The organism is Streptococcus mitis (genome assembly GCF_946190325.1).
In the GTDB taxonomy this organism is placed as follows: Bacteria; Bacillota; Bacilli; order Lactobacillales; family Streptococcaceae; genus Streptococcus; species Streptococcus mitis_CF.
Genome location: NZ_CAMHZR010000001.1, coordinates 478,737 through 495,763, shown reverse-complemented (window position 1 = coordinate 495,763; position 17,027 = coordinate 478,737). Strand labels below are relative to the sequence as shown.

At 38.8% G+C, this 17,027-nt stretch carries 18 protein-coding genes; 12 read left to right on the top strand and 6 right to left on the bottom strand.

The annotated features are described in order from the left end of the window. The first annotated feature begins 20 nt into the window (after positions 1 to 20). Positions 21 to 1,433, top strand: coding sequence for a Fe-S cluster assembly protein SufB (gene sufB, locus N8M95_RS02420; RefSeq protein WP_000797054.1), 1,413 nt, complete (start codon positions 21 to 23; stop codon positions 1,431 to 1,433). Positions 1,434 to 1,557: 124 nt separating this feature from the next. Then, positions 1,558 to 2,949, top strand: a complete 1,392-nt coding sequence (locus N8M95_RS02415; protein WP_261116540.1) for an APC family permease — start codon at positions 1,558 to 1,560, stop codon at positions 2,947 to 2,949. A 30-nt stretch (positions 2,950 to 2,979) separates the two neighbouring features. On the opposite strand, the gene N8M95_RS02410 is transcribed toward N8M95_RS02415, so the two are convergent. Beyond that, positions 2,980 to 3,828 (bottom strand): YitT family protein, encoded by an 849-nt coding sequence (locus N8M95_RS02410; protein WP_061864084.1) that lies wholly within the window; start codon positions 3,826 to 3,828, stop codon positions 2,980 to 2,982. A gap of 140 nt (positions 3,829 to 3,968) precedes the next feature. Here N8M95_RS02410 and N8M95_RS02405 point away from each other — a divergent pair, with 140 nt between their 5' ends. The 6 genes from N8M95_RS02405 to N8M95_RS02380 all read left to right on the top strand — a co-directional run bounded on the left by N8M95_RS02405 (position 3,969) and on the right by N8M95_RS02380 (position 9,340). Further along, the gene (locus N8M95_RS02405) at positions 3,969 to 4,808 is read left to right on the top strand and encodes a DegV family protein (RefSeq protein ID WP_261116539.1); all 840 of its coding nucleotides are present in this window, start codon (positions 3,969 to 3,971) and stop codon (positions 4,806 to 4,808) included. A gap of 107 nt (positions 4,809 to 4,915) precedes the next feature. Next, on the top strand, positions 4,916 to 5,191 hold the full coding sequence (locus tag N8M95_RS02400) for an HU family DNA-binding protein (protein ID WP_001284640.1): 276 nt from the start codon (positions 4,916 to 4,918) through the stop codon (positions 5,189 to 5,191). 1,632 nt (positions 5,192 to 6,823) lie between these two features. Further along, positions 6,824 to 7,054, top strand: coding sequence for a hypothetical protein (locus N8M95_RS02395; protein WP_061864086.1), 231 nt, complete (start codon positions 6,824 to 6,826; stop codon positions 7,052 to 7,054). A gap of 156 nt (positions 7,055 to 7,210) precedes the next feature. Next, positions 7,211 to 7,852 carry an amino acid ABC transporter permease gene (locus N8M95_RS02390; RefSeq protein ID WP_261116538.1) on the top strand — a complete coding sequence of 214 codons (642 nt, stop codon included), beginning with the start codon at positions 7,211 to 7,213 and terminating at the stop codon, positions 7,850 to 7,852. A 9-nt stretch (positions 7,853 to 7,861) separates the two neighbouring features. Continuing rightward, entirely contained in the window at positions 7,862 to 8,491 is a 630-nt protein-coding gene (locus N8M95_RS02385) for an amino acid ABC transporter ATP-binding protein (protein ID WP_247930757.1), read from the top strand. A 9-nt stretch (positions 8,492 to 8,500) separates the two neighbouring features. Next, positions 8,501 to 9,340, top strand: coding sequence for an amino acid ABC transporter substrate-binding protein (locus N8M95_RS02380; protein WP_261116537.1), 840 nt, complete (start codon positions 8,501 to 8,503; stop codon positions 9,338 to 9,340). Between the two features lie 61 nt (positions 9,341 to 9,401). Here the strand turns inward: N8M95_RS02380 and lysS are convergent, their stop codons facing one another. The 5 genes from lysS to N8M95_RS02355 form a co-directional block, all read right to left on the bottom strand. Further along, the gene (gene lysS, locus N8M95_RS02375; RefSeq protein ID WP_261116536.1) at positions 9,402 to 10,892 is read right to left on the bottom strand and encodes a lysine--tRNA ligase; all 1,491 of its coding nucleotides are present in this window, start codon (positions 10,890 to 10,892) and stop codon (positions 9,402 to 9,404) included. Positions 10,893 to 11,029: 137 nt separating this feature from the next. Beyond that, positions 11,030 to 11,647: a histidine phosphatase family protein gene (locus tag N8M95_RS02370; RefSeq protein WP_261116535.1), complete on the bottom strand. Its 618-nt coding sequence runs from the start codon at positions 11,645 to 11,647 to the stop codon at positions 11,030 to 11,032. Next, a complete protein-coding gene (locus tag N8M95_RS02365) occupies positions 11,647 to 12,129 on the bottom strand; it encodes an aminoacyl-tRNA deacylase (protein ID WP_261116534.1) in 483 nt (160 codons plus the stop codon). Before N8M95_RS02365 ends, N8M95_RS02370 begins: the two co-directional genes overlap by 1 nt. Next, positions 12,129 to 12,971, bottom strand: coding sequence for a DUF368 domain-containing protein (locus N8M95_RS02360; protein ID WP_247931723.1), 843 nt, complete (start codon positions 12,969 to 12,971; stop codon positions 12,129 to 12,131). The genes N8M95_RS02365 and N8M95_RS02360 overlap by 1 nt, the downstream gene beginning before the upstream one ends. A gap of 94 nt (positions 12,972 to 13,065) precedes the next feature. After that, entirely contained in the window at positions 13,066 to 13,866 is an 801-nt protein-coding gene (locus tag N8M95_RS02355; RefSeq protein WP_049487118.1) for a glycoside hydrolase family 25 protein, read from the bottom strand. A 155-nt stretch (positions 13,867 to 14,021) separates the two neighbouring features. Between N8M95_RS02355 and glmU the strand changes: the two genes are divergently transcribed. From glmU to N8M95_RS02335, 4 genes are read left to right on the top strand one after another with little or no spacing between them, the layout of a single operon-like run. Next, entirely contained in the window at positions 14,022 to 15,401 is a 1,380-nt protein-coding gene (glmU, locus tag N8M95_RS02350) for a bifunctional UDP-N-acetylglucosamine diphosphorylase/glucosamine-1-phosphate N-acetyltransferase GlmU (protein WP_261116533.1), read from the top strand. 9 nt (positions 15,402 to 15,410) lie between these two features. Then, the gene (locus tag N8M95_RS02345) at positions 15,411 to 15,956 is read left to right on the top strand and encodes an NUDIX hydrolase (protein WP_261116532.1); all 546 of its coding nucleotides are present in this window, start codon (positions 15,411 to 15,413) and stop codon (positions 15,954 to 15,956) included. Between the two features lie 11 nt (positions 15,957 to 15,967). After that, positions 15,968 to 16,279 carry a cell wall synthase accessory phosphoprotein MacP gene (macP, locus tag N8M95_RS02340; RefSeq protein ID WP_261116531.1) on the top strand — a complete coding sequence of 104 codons (312 nt, stop codon included), beginning with the start codon at positions 15,968 to 15,970 and terminating at the stop codon, positions 16,277 to 16,279. Between the two features lie 16 nt (positions 16,280 to 16,295). Then, a complete protein-coding gene (locus tag N8M95_RS02335; RefSeq protein ID WP_261116530.1) occupies positions 16,296 to 16,988 on the top strand; it encodes a 5'-methylthioadenosine/adenosylhomocysteine nucleosidase in 693 nt (230 codons plus the stop codon). Positions 16,989 to 17,027: the final 39 nt, after the last annotated feature.

Sequence of the window (17,027 nt, the reverse complement as noted above, 5' to 3'; positions counted from 1 at the left end):
AGAATGAAAGAAAGGATATTATGGCTGAAGAAAGAGTAGAACCAAAACCAATTGACCTTGGTGAATATAAATTTGGTTTCCATGATGATGTAGAGCCTGTCCTATCGACAGGAAAAGGATTGAATGAAGATGTCATTCGTGAACTATCAGCTGCTAAGGGAGAACCAGAGTGGATGTTAGAATTCCGTTTGAAGTCTTATGAAACCTTCAAAAAAATGCCCATGCAAACTTGGGGAGCAGACTTGTCAGAGATTGATTTTGATGACTTGATTTACTACCAAAAACCATCTGATAAACCAGCTCGTTCATGGGATGAGGTTCCTGAAAAAATTAAAGAAACCTTTGAACGTATTGGTATACCAGAAGCTGAGCGTGCTTATCTAGCTGGTGCCTCTGCCCAGTATGAGTCAGAAGTGGTTTACCACAATATGAAGGAAGAGTTCCAAAAATTGGGGATTATCTTTACAGATACGGATTCTGCCCTCAAGGAATACCCAGACTTGTTTAAACAATACTTTGCTAAGTTGGTACCGCCAACAGATAACAAGTTGGCTGCCCTTAACTCGGCAGTATGGTCTGGTGGAACCTTTATCTACGTACCAAAAGGGGTCAAGGTAGATATTCCTCTTCAAACGTACTTCCGTATCAACAACGAAAATACTGGTCAGTTTGAACGTACTTTGATTATCGTTGATGAAGGAGCAAGTGTCCACTATGTAGAAGGATGTACAGCGCCAACTTATTCAAGTAACAGCTTGCATGCGGCCATTGTAGAAATCTTTGCCTTGGATGGAGCTTATATGCGTTATACGACTATCCAAAACTGGTCTGATAACGTCTATAACTTGGTAACGAAACGTGCTAAAGCTCAAAAGGATGCCACTGTTGAGTGGATTGATGGAAACTTGGGTGCAAAGACTACCATGAAATATCCATCTGTTTACCTTGATGGAGAAGGGGCGCGTGGTACCATGCTTTCTATTGCCTTTGCCAATGCTGGGCAACACCAGGATACCGGAGCTAAGATGATCCACAACGCTCCACATACAAGCTCGTCTATCGTGTCTAAATCTATCGCTAAAGGTGGAGGAAAGGTTGACTATCGTGGACAAGTAACCTTTAACAAAAACTCTAAGAAATCTGTTTCTCACATTGAGTGTGATACTATTATCATGGATGACTTATCAGCATCAGATACTATTCCATTTAATGAAATTCACAACTCACAAGTTGCTTTGGAACACGAAGCTAAGGTATCTAAGATTTCAGAAGAGCAACTCTATTACCTCATGAGCCGTGGATTATCAGAATCTGAAGCAACTGAGATGATTGTTATGGGATTTGTAGAACCATTTACAAAAGAGCTTCCCATGGAATATGCAGTTGAGCTTAACCGCTTGATCAGCTACGAAATGGAAGGGTCAGTTGGGTAAGAATATGTAGAATCTGAGCAGGATTTATTTCTGTTCAGATTTTTTTGAAAAATCATCTTATAAATATTCACAAAATTCCTTTTATATGATAAAATAAAACAATCATATTTAATGGAGATGACCTATGAATATTTTTAGAACTAAAGATGTCAGTTTGGGACGTACTGAAATGCACCGTCATTTAAAAGTATGGGATTTGATTTTATTAGGAATCGGTGCCATGGTAGGAACTGGGATTTTTACCATTACAGGAACCGCAGCAGCAACGCTTGCTGGTCCGTCACTGGTTGTATCCATAGTGATTTCTGCTCTATGTGTTTCTTTATCCGCCCTCTTTTTCGCAGAGTTTGCCTCTCGTGTTCCTGCAACTGGTGGTGCTTATAGTTATTTGTATGCAATTTTGGGTGAATTACCAGCTTGGATTGCTGGTTGGTTGACCATCATGGAGTTCATGACAGCAGTTTCTGGTGTGGCCTCTGGCTGGGCAGCTTATTTTAAAGGCTTGCTCAGTAACTATAGTATTTCAATGCCTCAAGCCTTGAATGGGACCTTTAACCCTGAGCAGGGTACCTATATAGACCTTTTACCTATTTTGGTATTGACACTGGTGACCGGTTTAGTTTTATTAAATTCCAAGGCAGCTTTGCGTTTTAATTCGCTTCTAGTTATCTTGAAATTCTCTGCTCTTGCTTTGTTTATTCTAGTTGGTATCTGGTATATTAAACCAGAAAATTGGTCCAACTTTGCTCCCTTTGGTTTTGGTCAAATTTATGGTGGAAGTACTGGAATAATGGCAGGAGCATCTTTGATGTTCTTTGGTTTCCTAGGATTTGAATCAATTTCTATGGCTGTTGATGAAATTCAAAATCCACAAAAGAATGTCCCACGAGGTATTGTTTTGTCTTTGACAATCGTAACGATTCTCTATGCTCTGGTTACATTAGTATTGACAGGGATTGTTCACTACAACCAACTCAATGTGGACGATGCGGTAGCATTTTCATTGCGAAGTATAGGAATTGGTTGGGCAGCCAATTATGTGTCTTTAGTGGCCATTTTGACCCTAATAACAGTGTGTATTTCTATGACTTATGCCTTATCGCGTATGATTTACAGTTTAGCACGTGATGGTCTTTTACCTCGAAGTTTTAAGCAATTAAGCAAAACAAGTCGTGTTCCTAAAAATGCGACCATCTTAACTGGAGTTGCTTCTGCAATAGCAGCAGGAGTATTTCCGCTAGCTAGTATCGCGGCCTTTCTAAATATTTGTACGCTGGCTTATCTTATCTTACTGGCTTATGGAATTATAAAACTTAGAAAGGATAAGGGAATGCCTAAAGAAGGAGAATTCAAAACTCCCCTAGTTCCCTTGTTACCGATTCTCTCGATTCTAATCTGTCTTTCCTTTATGCTTCAATATAGTGTAGAAACATGGATTGCGTTTGGAATTGCTCTTGTAGTTGGACTTGTGATTTACTTTACTTATGGCTATCGTCATTCTACACTTTCTGAATAAAGAAAAAGCTGGAACTTCCCAGCTTTTTGCTTACTCTTTTATATATGTGAAGCCTTCTCCTAGGATTTCATGAGCTTCTGTAATAGTTATAAAGGCTTGAGGATCAATTCGATGAATCATTTCCTTCATTTTCACAATTTCATTTCTTCCGACAATACAGTAAATGATTTTTAAATCTTCTCGACTATAATAACCTTGACCTGAGATGAAAGTAACGCCTCTACCTAGGTCATCATTAATTGCCTTAGCAAGTTGGTCAGGACGTTTTGTGATAATCATAAAGCCTTTGCCTGCATAGCCACCTTCGCCGATCAAATCAATGACACGAGAAACGATAAAATCAAATAAGAGCGTGTAGGAAACCAATCTCAAATCCTTGAAGATTAGGAGAATAAGCATGAGAATACAAAAATCTAAGATAAAGAGCAGTTTCCCCATGGATATATGAGTGTATTTATTGAGAATACGAGCTAGAATATCAGTACCACCAGTTGTACCTCCAGCATTAAAGATAATTCCAAGACCAATTCCCAATAGAATCCCAGCTATAAGGGCAGTGATTAGTAAATCACCTTGAAGATCAATATGAAGGGGTATACGTTCAAAAAAGGCCAACCAGGCGGACAAGGCTAAGGTTCCTAGTAAACTAGAATAGAGGGACTTTGCTCCAAAAATCTTCCAAGCTAGGATGAAAAGGGGAATATTAATCAGCAGGTTCATGAGAGAAACAGGGATTTTAAAAAGATAAAAGGTGATAAGGGTAATACCTGTCGCCCCTCCTTCAAAAAGATGATGAGGAACTACAAAATAAGTTAGACCAAAAGCATAAATAGCAGCACCTAGTAAAATGGTTAAAATGGGATAAATTTTTTTAATCATAGGGACCTCTTTTCTTATAAGTAGATTATATCAAATTTTTAAGGAAAATTTGATTGACTCCATTAGGATTTTTAATCTTTTTTTGATATAATTAGAAGTAAGAAAACCAATCTGAATCCTAAAATAGAAAGATTGATACTATGACAAAAATTAAAATTGTAACCGATTCATCTGTTACTATTGAACCTGAACTAGTAAAACAATTAGATATCACTGTTGTTCCGTTATCTGTAATGATTGATAATGTTGTTTATTCTGATGCGGATTTGAAAGAAGAAGGTAAATTTCTTCAGTTGATGCAAGCAAGTAAGAATCTTCCGAAAACAAGCCAGCCCCCTGTAGGTGTCTTCGCTGAAGTTTTTGAAGACCTATGCAAGGATGGTAGCCAGATTCTTGCTATTCATATGTCCCATGCTCTTTCTGGTACTGTAGAAGCAGCGCGCCAGGGTGCTAGTTTATCTACTGCCGATGTGACAGTTATTGATAGTTCCTTCACTGACCAAGCCTTGAAATTCCAAGTTGTTGAGGCTGCAAAATTAGCGCAAGAAGGCAAAGAGTTGGAGGAAATCTTATCTCATGTAGAAGAGGTTAAAAACCATACAGAACTCTATATTGGCGTTTCAACTTTGGAAAATTTAGTAAAAGGTGGACGAATAGGGCGTGTAACTGGATTGTTGAGCTCACTTCTAAATATACGTGTTGTCATGCAGATGAAGGACCATGAATTGCAACCAATCGTTAAAGGTCGTGGAGCTAAAACTTTTAAAAAATGGTTGGATGAGCTGACAACTTCGCTAACTGAACGTTCTGTAGCAGAGATTGGAATTTCATATTCTGGAAATTCTGATTGGGCAAAAGAGATGAAAGAAAGCTTACAAGCTTATGTTGAAAAGCCTATTTCAGTTTTGGAAACGGGCTCTATTATTCAAACTCACACGGGTGAGAATGCTTGGGCTGTTTTAGTACGTTACAACTCCTAAAAAAATAAATAAAATGGGAAGAAATAGCGTTTTTAACTTGACCTAAAAGGGATTTTAGGATATGATTATATTTGTTAATTAGAAATAAAATTGGAGGAATCATTAACATGGCAAACAAACAAGATTTGATCGCTAAAGTAGCAGAAGCTACAGAATTGACTAAGAAAGACTCAGCAGCAGCAGTTGAAGCTGTATTCGCAGCAGTAACTGAGTACCTTGCAGCTGGTGAAAAAGTTCAATTGATCGGTTTTGGTAACTTTGAAGTTCGTGAGCGTGCTGCACGTAAAGGTCGCAACCCACAAACTGGTAAAGAAATCAAGATTGCAGCTTCTAAAGTTCCAGCATTCAAAGCTGGTAAAGCTCTTAAAGACGCTGTTAAATAATCAACCTTTAAAAAGCCTATCATATCAAGCATTTGAGCTTGTGTGACAGGCTTTTTTTATGTACAGGGGGCAAAAAAGGGGCAAAACTATAAATTATCTAGCAAATTGAGGATATTGTCATTCATCTTCTTTGTAACGTGTGTAGATTTTGTTTATTGTCCTAGAATCAGAACGACCTACTCTTGTCATAATTGCTTTTAGAGTTACGCTATTCTGCTTACGAGAGTACGCCTAAAGATGTGGTAGGTGAGGTGCCTATCAATGGATTCTTCAAGTTGTGTATTTGTTTTCAGATTTAAATCTTCAATAGCTTTTACGATTTTTGGCAGTTCCGCTCGTCATGCAGAATTATATTCGATATACTCAAGGTTCACTGTGTAAGCAAGAGACAGGTTTAAGATTAATTTAGATCACTCTGATTTTGACTTTGAAAGATCAAGTTTGATTAGAAAGCGTTGAATGTATTTTATATCGATATAAAGCTCAAATGCCTATTTAAAATCATTCATGCTACTAGTAAGAGAGCTGATATAGCTCCCTTAGATTTTTTTTGGTAAAAAGTCCACCACTCTTCTAAAAAAGTGAAATTTACTTTAATATATAGCTTAGATACTGCAATAAATGGCCATTATGCTACTGTTGTATATGGATATAATGCTGAAAAGTTGAAGAAATTCAAATGTCGACTGAATATGACAGATATGGGATAAGAAGAGAGAGCAAGCGATCCTTTTATCTTTATATTATCGTGATTTCTTAATTTTAATGGATACAGTAGAAAACGAGATTATAGAAGTAAAAAAATTGAAAAGCAGTTGGAATTTATTGCTAATCTCTGAAATGATGTAAGTATTAATGATTTACTGAAATAAACAGATTTGGCAAAAATTATGTCTATCTTTACAGAATTTTATGCTCAATTAGTAGGTAATGTAGAGCTAAAAAGGAAGTGATGGCACTTGAGCAAATTTTCAAATGTTTTTATAGTTTTATCAGGCAAGTTAAAGAGGGGCTTCTGGTGTGAGTATTCGTGATTTCATGGAAGGGACTAATGGAGTCCTGGCAACAATTGAAAAAGTGATAAAGAAGAAGTAATCGATTTAGCTGGTTTTGAACTTTAACTTGTCAATGTAGCTATAAGAGAGTATAATAATGTTAAAAATATGGGGGCTATGTGGATAAGCAATTTGTTATACCAGTGAGAGTTGATGAGAGAATTTTAAATAAACTCGATTTTGTATCAATAAAGCTACAACAAGGGCGATCAGAAACGATTGGTAAAGGATTAGAGAGGCTCTATAGTGAGCTGGGGAGAAAAAGGATTGATTTGGGCACATATTTAATTAGGTGTGGCTATTTCTGCCTTAGCACTCTATACCTACACGATTATTTATATTTTTAATCATGATATGTAAGAAATCTTTGCAACTTTTATTATGTTGGTAATTTATTCACCATTCTTTCTGTTATTTTTGATATCAGTTGAGAGATTATCTTTATTTGTTTGCGTAGAATTAGCTTATCGTAATTTGCAACGATATAAAAAAATAAATAGTCCCTTCTTTTTGATAGTACTTTTACAAATAAAAGTCTTAGTAATATAATAGAGCTATAGAAGGGGAGGTGGAAGAAATGTTTCGAAAAGAAAAAGCACGCAAGCGATTTTGGTTTTGGTTTATCATCTTTATCCTTTATCTTGCTTTTGGATTGTATTGTATTTGTACGAATTTTGGAGATACCTTAGGTATGATTTTACTATCACCTTTTATCTTTGCTTCCCTGCCACTCTACGCCTATCTAATTCTTGGTTTGTTTATCTGGTTTTTTATGAGACTGGCAATGGATGATTTTATGTCTCTTTAGTTAAAGGAAAGCTAATATAGAGAAAGGACACTTTTCGTCCTTTCTTTTTTTGATAAATATAGTTTTTCTTTTTTAAAGAGAATTTTTTTACAAAAATTCTTGGATATTTTGTTTATTTATGCTATAATAGGAACAATTATTTTTAGGAGGTGCAGTATGTCTTATTTGTTTGAGATATTACCGAGTTTATTGAGCGGTGCAAGCATGACTTTGCAGGTTTTTGCACTGGTCTTGATTTTTTCTATTCCCTTGGGCGTTTTGATTGCCTTTGCCTTGCAAGTCCATTGGAAGCCCCTCCATCATCTGATTACCATTTATATTTGGATCATGCGGGGAACACCCTTGCTCTTGCAATTGATTTTTATCTATTATGTACTTCCAAGTGTTGGGATTCGTTTGGATCGCCTTCCTGCGGCCATCATTGCCTTTGTTCTCAATTATGCAGCTTACTTTGCTGAAATCTTTCGTGGGGGGATTGATACCATTCCTAAGGGGCAATATGAGGCTGCTAAGGTCTTGAAGTTTAGCCCTTTTGCCACAGTGCGCTATATTATCTTACCACAGGTGACCAAGATTGTTCTTCCTAGTGTATTTAATGAAGTCATGAGTTTGGTCAAGGATACCTCTCTAGTCTATGCTCTAGGAATTTCAGATCTTATCTTGGCTAGTCGCACAGCTGCCAACCGTGATGCTAGTCTGGTTCCAATGTTCTTGGCAGGAGCCATTTACTTGATTTTGATTGGTATTGTGACCATTCTTGCCAAAAAAGTTGAGAAGAAGTACAGCTACTATAGATAGGAGACTGCCATGTTAGAATTACGAAATATCAATAAAGGCTTTGGTGAAAAGCAAATTTTGTCCAATTTCAGTCTAAAAATTCCTGAAAAGCAAATCCTGGCTATCGTAGGACCTTCTGGTGGAGGTAAGACAACCCTCTTACGTATGCTTGCAGGTCTGGAAACCATTGATTCAGGGCAAATCTTTTATAATGGAGAGCTTTTAGAATTGGATGAACTGGAGAAGCGGAATTTACTGGGATTTGTATTCCAAGATTTTCAACTGTTCCCTCATTTATCCGTTCTAGACAATTTGACCTTATCTCCTGTGAAAACCATGGGAATGAAGCAGGATGAGGCTGAGAAGAAGGCGCGAGGGCTTTTGGAACAGTTAGGACTAGCAGGGCACGCAGATGCCTATCCTTTCTCATTATCTGGTGGGCAAAAGCAGCGTGTGGCCTTGGCGCGTGCTATGATGATTGACCCAGAAATCATTGGTTACGATGAACCAACTTCTGCTCTGGATCCAGAATTGCGCTTGGAAGTAGAAAAACTAATCTTGCAAAATAGGGAACTTGGTATGACGCAGATTGTCGTTACCCACGATTTACAGTTCGCTGAAAACATCGCAGATCAGATTCTCAAGGTTGAGCCCAAGTAGGAGGTGCCAATGACTAATAAGAAAATTGCTTTAGTATTGGTTTCTCTCCTGACTCTCTTTTTAACAGCTTGTACTCAGAAGGCTAGCGATCCAAAGCAGGATAACTGGGCTAAGTATCAAGAGCAGGGAACGATTACTATTGGTTTTGACAATACCTTTGTTCCCATGGGTTTTGAAGAAAAGAATGGTCAATATACAGGATTTGATATTGACTTAGCGCAAGCTGTCTCTGATAAATTAGGTTTTAAGGTTCAATTTCAGCCAATTGACTGGGATATGAAGGAGACGGAACTGCAAAACGGGACCATTGATGCCATATGGAATGGCTATTCTGCCACTGATGAACGCCGAGAGAAAGTTTCCTTTAGCATTCCTTATATGGAAAATCAGCAAGTTCTGGTTACGAAGAAAGGCCAGCAGATTCATTCAGTAGATGATATGAAAGATAAGACCTTGGGAGCCCAAGCCGGTTCTTCTGGTTACTTAGACTTTGAAGCTCAGCCAGAATTACTGAAAAATCGTGTCAAAGATCAGAAGGCTAATCAATACCAGAGTTTCAATGAAGCCTTGATTGATTTGAAGAATGATAGAATTGATGCCTTGTTGATTGATCGAGTGTATGCTAATTATTACCTCCAGTCTGAAGGTATATTAAATGACTACAATGTCTTTTCAGCAGGATTTGAAAGTGAATCTTTTGCTGTCGGATTTAGACCAGCTGACAAAAGATTACTACAAGCTTTAAACCAAGCCTTTATCGCACTATACAAAGAAGGTAAGTTCCAGGAAATCAGCCAGAAATGGTTTGGAGAAGATGTAGCAACAAAAGAAGTGAAAAGTAGAGATTGAGTTTTTACTCAGTCTCTTTTTGTATCGAAAAATCCTCTGGCAAGTACCAGAGGATAAGAGATTATTTCATTGTTGGGAAAAGCAATACGTCACGGATAGTAGTTGTATCAGTGAGAAGCATGCAGAGGCGGTCGATACCGATTCCCAAACCACCTGTTGGTGGCATACCGTATTCAAGAGCTTCAATGTAGTCATAGTCGATTCCTGTCGCTTCATCATCACCAAGTTCTTTAGCTTTAGCTTGGGCTTCGAAACGGCTAAGTTGGTCGATTGGGTCGTTCAACTCAGTAAAGGCATTACCGTACTCCTTGGTCATGATGAAGAGCTCGAAACGGTCAGTAAAGCGTTCGTCTTCAGGATTCTTCTTAGCAAGTGGAGATACAGCTACTGGATGTCCATAGACAAAGGTCGGTTGGATCAAGGTTTCTTCAACAAACTCTTCAAAGAAGGCATTGATGATGTGACCAACTTCAGTGTAGTGTTTCTCAACTGGAACTTTCTTCTCAGCAGCGATAGCTTTGGCTTCCTCGAAAGTCATGTCTTGCCAGAAATCTACACCAGTAATTTCCTTGATAGCATCCACCATGTGAACACGCTTAAATGGTTCATTGATTTTGATTTCAGTACCTTGGTAGTTGACTGGGCCATCGCCTTTGACTGATTTAGCAGCGTGTTGGAAAATACCTTCAGTTAAGTCCATGATGTCTTGGAAGTCTGCATAAGCTTGGTAAACTTCGATAGAAGTAAACTCAGGGTTATGAGTGGCATCCATTCCTTCGTTACGGAAGATACGGCCGATTTCATAGACACGCTCCATACCACCCACGATAAGGCGTTTCAAGTGAAGCTCAGTCGCGATACGAAGCACCATGTCAATGTTTTGGGCATTATGGTGGGTGATAAATGGACGAGCCGCAGCACCACCAGCCTCGTTGTGAAGAACAGGTGTTTCTACTTCAAGGAAACCTTTTTGGTCAAGGTAACGACGGATTTCAGAGATGATTTTTGAACGAGTAACAAAGCGCTCAAAGCTTTCACGGTTAGAAATCAAGTCTAGGTAACGTTTACGGTAAATTGTTTCAACGTCTGTCAAACCGTGGAATTTCTCTGGCAGAGGACGAAGAGCCTTAGACAAGTGAGTGATGTGAGTAGCTTTGATAGAGAGTTCTCCCATATCTGTACGCATCACTTCACCTTCGACACCAAGGAAGTCACCAAGGTCTGCTTTTTTGAAGATTTCGTAGTTTTCTTCGCCGACAGCATCCTTACGAACGTAGATCTGGATTTGACCTTCGCGGTCTTGAAGGTGGGCAAATCCAACTTTACCTTTACCACGTTTGGTTACCAAGCGTCCTGCGATAGTAGCTGTTTCATTTTTATCATGTAATTGTTCTTTATCAAGGTCAGCAAATTTATCTTTTAATTCTTGTGAATTTGCAGTGCGTTCAAAGCGTTTTCCGAAAGGATCGATTCCTTGTTCACGAAGCGCAGCCATTTTTTCACGGCGAACGATCTGCTGGTCATTTAGTTCTTCCATATGTTCTGTTGACATGGGATCCTCCTAGTTTTACTCAAAATTGAATACGATGAGTCATTTTTTGCGATACTCCCATTTTATCATAAATAGCCAAGAAATTCACGGATAATCTTTAAAAACTAAAAAGAACTTGACGCTAAAATCAAGTTCTGTTATTGATAGGAAGTATCATTCCAAGTATCGAGTGTAAATGTTTCAAAATCATGGGTTTCTAGAATAGTTAGGCTGGCATTTGCTAGACCGCCCTCTTTACGAAGAAGTGGTTCTTTATATCCTAGAAGAGTACGAAGACTGGCAGTAAGATTAGCACCGTGACCGACAATTAGAATACGCTCAGCAGGACTATCTTTGAGTGATTTGATAAATTGGATGGTCCGTTGTGTGGTGCTATAGAGGGATTCGGCTCCAAACATTTGAGTGTCAAACTTGGCAAGATTAGATCGGAAAGCTTTGATTTGTTGCGGGTAAATAGCTTCCAAGGTTGCGATTTTCAAACCTTCCAACTTCCCCAGATGCCATTCACGGAGATTAGGAACACTTTTTAAAGGACAGGGAGTCTGGAGTTGACTTTGGATAATCTCAGCAGATTTGACCGCTCGAGGTAAATCACTTGAATAAATCTGATCAAAAGGAATTTCCTTGAGATAGTGGCCAAGTTGTTTTAGGGTGTCAATGGATTCAGGAAGAAGGGGAGAATCTCCACTGGCACCTTGAAAGCGCCCTTCTTGGTTCCAGACTGTACGACCGTGGCGGACAAAGTAGAGTTTCATTACTTGCTGTCCTCCAAGATATCTGCAAAGTCAGCCTTTACAAAACTAGCCAAGTCTTGTGGCGCAACGATAATGCTTTGTCCGACTTCGCCTGCAGAGACAATCATTTGATCCAAGTCTAGAGCAATCTTATCGATAAAAATAGGGTAATTGTGTTTCTGGCGAATTCCAACAGGATTATTAGCTCCATGAATGTAACCAGTTGTTTTTTCCAAGTCCTTTTGTGGAATCATGCTCACTTTTTTATTGCCAGAAATTTTGGCTAGTTTCTTTTCAGACAAGTGTTGAGTGATAGGGACAATTCCGATAATTGGTCCGGTTTTATCTCCTAAAAGCGCCAAGGTTTTGAAAATCTGGTCTCGTTCATAATCTTGAGGAAGCTCACCTTCAAGGGCATTGATTTGAATCCCCTGATGTGGGATACCTGCTTTAGACAGGATTTGTTCCACCAATGTTTTTTTGATTTTAACTTTTTTTGCCATTATTTATACTTATCCTCCAATTGGCTCATCCAAATACCAAGCCAGATTCCCAGTGCAAAGAAGAAGGCAATGATGACATACCCAACAAGAGAAATACCGGTGTACTGGATACTTTCAGCATTTCCTGCATTTGGAATCAAGATCAAAAGGGTACTTGATAGGACGATACCGATGATGAAATGATAGACGCGTGAGTGGTAGTTGTTTAAGGCGTAATCCATCAATTTTGAAAAAATGATGAGAGTTGCACCTGCCCCGATTCCAATCGGGAAGAAGGTTCCCAAGAGGTCAAAGGTTTTAAAACCAGTCAACATAGGAGCATAGAGGCCCAAAATCAAAAGTAGATTTGATGGACTGAGGCCAGGAACTAATACGCCAAGAGCCAGCAGTGCACCTGCTAGGACGAAATTAAGAAAGCTGGCACTTAAGGTTCCAACGACAAAATTTAAGGCATAGAGTCCTAGTCCAGAAATGATAAAGGTTATCCAGAACCAGACTAAATCAATCTTGTCTCGATCAGATTCTCGAGTTGATTCTTTGAGAAGGCTAGGAACTGTACCGATGATGGCACCTGCAAAGCTCCATAAGACAAAGACCTGATAATTTTCAAGCAGGTATTCAATCGGGTAGGAAAATAAGCCGATTCCCAGAAGCATACCAATGGCAACTGGAATAAAGTACAAAACATTTTCTTTAAAGTCTTTAAAGGGATGAGCCAGAAAACCAATCATTCGTTCATAAATTCCTAAGATTGCTGCTAGAACCCCTCCGGAAATTCCTGGTAAGATAAATCCCAGAGCAATGACAATCCCTTTAATAACGCGTGCTAACCATGAGAGCATATTTTTCCTCCAACTATTTCTATTTCAAAAAATCCTTACTATATTGTATCACAATCTAAAACAAAAAGAAAAAGCAAATGAGAAACAAATGCTTTTAAGGTTTTAAAAAGAGTTTTCTAAAGGTTTCTTCTTTATTTTTTAAAGAAGAGATGACGTTGATATCCAAATCGTGGTCAAAGCCAGCAATTTTTCCTTTAGAAGTGTACTGGTGAATGTCATAATCTATATCAGTCTTAGGAGTTGCCTCGTAAAATCCTGAGTCAGAACCATAGGAAGGAATCCACACAGACGTAAACTTGTCAGTATCAATACTGTGTTCTTCCATGAAATAGACCCCAACGTAGATTCCGATATTTTTAGCACCTAGTGATTCTAGTTTTGCACGAAAGGCTTCAACACCTTCGTTCATATTGGACATGGTTTTTTCTTCCACATCTAGCCAATAGTAGCTAGGGCTGTATGGCGATGCGGAATTATAAAAACTTTCAGCAGCCTTTTCCATTTCTTGGATACTTTTTCCAGCTACATAGGCATAGACCCCAACTGGGACATTTCGTTTTTGAAACTCGGTAATATGGGTTTTAAAGGCCTTGTCTACCCCATTAACAAAGGAAGCATCATTCTCTTTTGAAGACTGAGCGCCACTATGGACGCGAACGATAGCTCCTGAAATGTTTTGGGAGAGAGTATCGTAATTAATTTCCTCAGGCCGTTGCCAACCAGAAACATCAATCACCGGTTTATCTATATTATGTAGCGCTTGCGATTCTACTTGCGCGATATTTGACTTTGTTTTTACAGGATGGTCCTCAAAACGAGGGCGATTTAGGATTAAAATGAAAATCATAATCCCAAAAAAACCAAACAAAATAAGCGGATTAATTTTCTTTCTCATATCTTATAATTTTACCTTATAAATGAAAAAAAATCAAAAAAAAATACTCAAAAAATGGGTTAATAGAGGACTTTAGAGCATTTTTTCATTCAAGAGCGCGGAATGATTTGAAATATGGTATAATAAAAGGGAATTTCTAGAGAAAAGAGAAGATTATGTCAAATTATGCCATTATTTTAGCAGCGGGTAAAGGAACTCGCATGAAATCGGATTTGCCAAAAGTTTTGCACAAGGTTGCGGGTATTTCTATGTTGGAACATGTTTTCCGTAGTGTGGGAGCTATACAACCTGAAAAGACAGTAACAGTTGTAGGACACAAGGCGGAATTGGTTGAAGAGGTCTTGGCTGGACAGACAGAATTTGTGACTCAATCTGAACAGTTAGGGACTGGTCATGCGGTTATGATGACAGAGCCAATTTTGGAAGGTTTGTCAGGTCACACCTTGGTCATCGCAGGAGATACTCCTTTAATCACAGGTGAAAGCTTGAAAAACTTGATTGATTTCCATATCAATCATAAAAATGTGGCCACTATCTTGACTGCTGAAACGGATAATCCTTTTGGCTATGGACGAATTGTGCGTAATGACAATGCTGAAGTTCTTCGCATTGTTGAGCAGAAGGATGCTACAGATTTTGAAAAACAAATCAAGGAAATCAACACTGGAACATATGTCTTTGATAATGAACGATTATTTGAAGCTCTAAAAAATATCAATACCAATAATGCTCAAGGTGAATACTATATTACAGATGTGATTGGTATTTTCCGTGAAGCTGGTGAAAAAGTCGGTGCTTATACATTAAAAGATTTTGATGAGAGTCTTGGGGTAAATGACCGTGTAGCACTTGCGACTGCTGAGTCGGTTATGCGTCGTCGCATCAATCATAAACACATGGTCAATGGGGTCAGCTTTGTCAACCCAGAAGCAACTTATATCGATATTGATGTTGAGATTGCTCCCGAAGTTCAAATCGAAGCCAATGTTACCTTAAAAGGGCACACGACAATTGGTGCTGAGACTGTTTTGACAAATGGAACGTATGTGGTGGATAGCACTATCGGAGCAAGAGCTGTCATTACCAATTCTATGATTGAGGAAAGTAGTGTTGCAGACGGTGTAACAGTCGGTCCTTACGCCCACATTCGTCCAGGTTCAAGTCTGGGTGCCCAAGTTCATATTGGTAACTTTGTTGAGGTGAAAGGTTCTTCAATCGGCGAGAATACTAAGGCTGGTCATTTGACTTATATCGGAAACTGTGAAGTGGGTAGCAAGGTTAATTTTGGTGCTGGAACCATTACAGTCAACTATGACGGCAAAAATAAATACAAGACAGTCATTGGCAACAATGTCTTTGTTGGTTCAAATTCAACCATTATTGCGCCAGTTGAGTTAGGTGACAATTCCCTCGTTGGAGCTGGTTCAACTATTACCAAAGACGTGCCAGCAGATGCTATTGCGATTGGTCGCGGTCGTCAGGTCAACAAAGACGAATATGCAACACGCCTTCCTCACCATCCTAAGAATCAGTAGGAGCTTATCATGGAATTTGAAGAAAAAACGCTTAGCCGAAAAGAAATCTATCAAGGACCAATATTTAAACTGGTTCAAGATCAGGTTGAATTACCAGAAGGTAAGGGAACTGCTCAACGTGATTTGATTTTCCACAATGGAGCTGTCTGTGTTTTAGCAGTAACGGATGAACAAAAACTCATCTTGGTTAAGCAGTACCGCAAAGCCATCGAGGCTGTCTCTTACGAAATTCCAGCCGGAAAACTGGAAGTAGGAGAAAATACAGACCCTGTCGCAGCAGCTCTGCGTGAATTAGAGGAAGAAACAGCCTATACAGGGAAATTAGAACTCTTGTATGACTTTTATTCAGCCATTGGCTTTTGTAATGAAAAGTTAAAATTATACCTAGCAAGCGATTTGACGAAAGTGGAAAATCCGCGTCCGCAGGATGAAGATGAGACCTTGGAAGTCCTTGAAGTGAGCTTAGAAGAAACTAAGGAATTGATCCAATCAGGTCATATCTGTGATGCCAAGACAATTATGGCTATACAGTATTGGGAATTGCAGAAAAAATAGAGGAGGTCAGTATGGGTAAACCTTTATTAACGGATGAAATGATTGAAAGAGCTAATAGAGGCGAAAAAATTACAGGTCCTCCTTTACTAGATGATGAGGAAACTAAGATTTTACCAACCTCTTCTTCCCGTTTTGGTTATGCCAATCCTAAGGATCATGGTTTTAGCCAGGAAACCTTGAAGATTCAGGTCGAACCGTCTATTCATAAAAGCCGTCGCATTGAAAATACCAAGAGAAATGTCTTCAATTCTAAACTGAATAAAATCTTATTTGCTGTCATCTTTCTCTTGATTTTGCTTGTCTTAGCAATGAAACTTTTGTAATAGAAAAGGAATTGAAATGAAAATAGGAATTATTGCGGCTATGCCAGAAGAACTGGCTTATCTGGTCCAGCATTTAGACAATGCCCAAGAGCAAGTTGTTTTGGGGAATACCTATCACATAGGAACCATTGCCTCTCATGAAGTCGTTCTTGTAGAAAGTGGAATTGGTAAAGTTATGTCTGCTATGAGTGTGGCGATTTTGGCTGATCATTTCCAGGTGGATGCTCTAATTAATACGGGCTCAGCTGGGGCAGTAGCAGAAGGTATCGCTGTTGGGGATGTCGTGATTGCTGACAAGTTAGCCTATCATGACGTGGATGTTACAGCTTTTGGCTATGCTTATGGGCAAATGGCGCAACAACCGCTTTATTTTGAATCAGATAAAACCTTTGTCGCCAAAATTCAAGAGAGTTTATCTCAATTGGACCAAAACTGGCATCTTGGTTTGATTGCTACAGGAGATAGTTTTGTTGCAGGAAATGACAAGATAGAAGCGATTAAGTCCCATTTTCCAGAAGTTTTAGCAGTTGAGATGGAAGGAGCAGCTATTGCTCAGGCAGCGCATGCCTTTAATCTCCCAGTTTTAGTCATTCGAGCTATGAGTGATAATGCCAACCATGAAGCAAACATCTCTTTTGATGAGTTTATTATCGAAGCTGGACGTCGCTCTGCCCAAGTCTTGTTAGCATTTTTGAAGGCTTTAGATTAAGCGGAAATTTGACAGTTTTTCTAGCTTATGATAAGATTT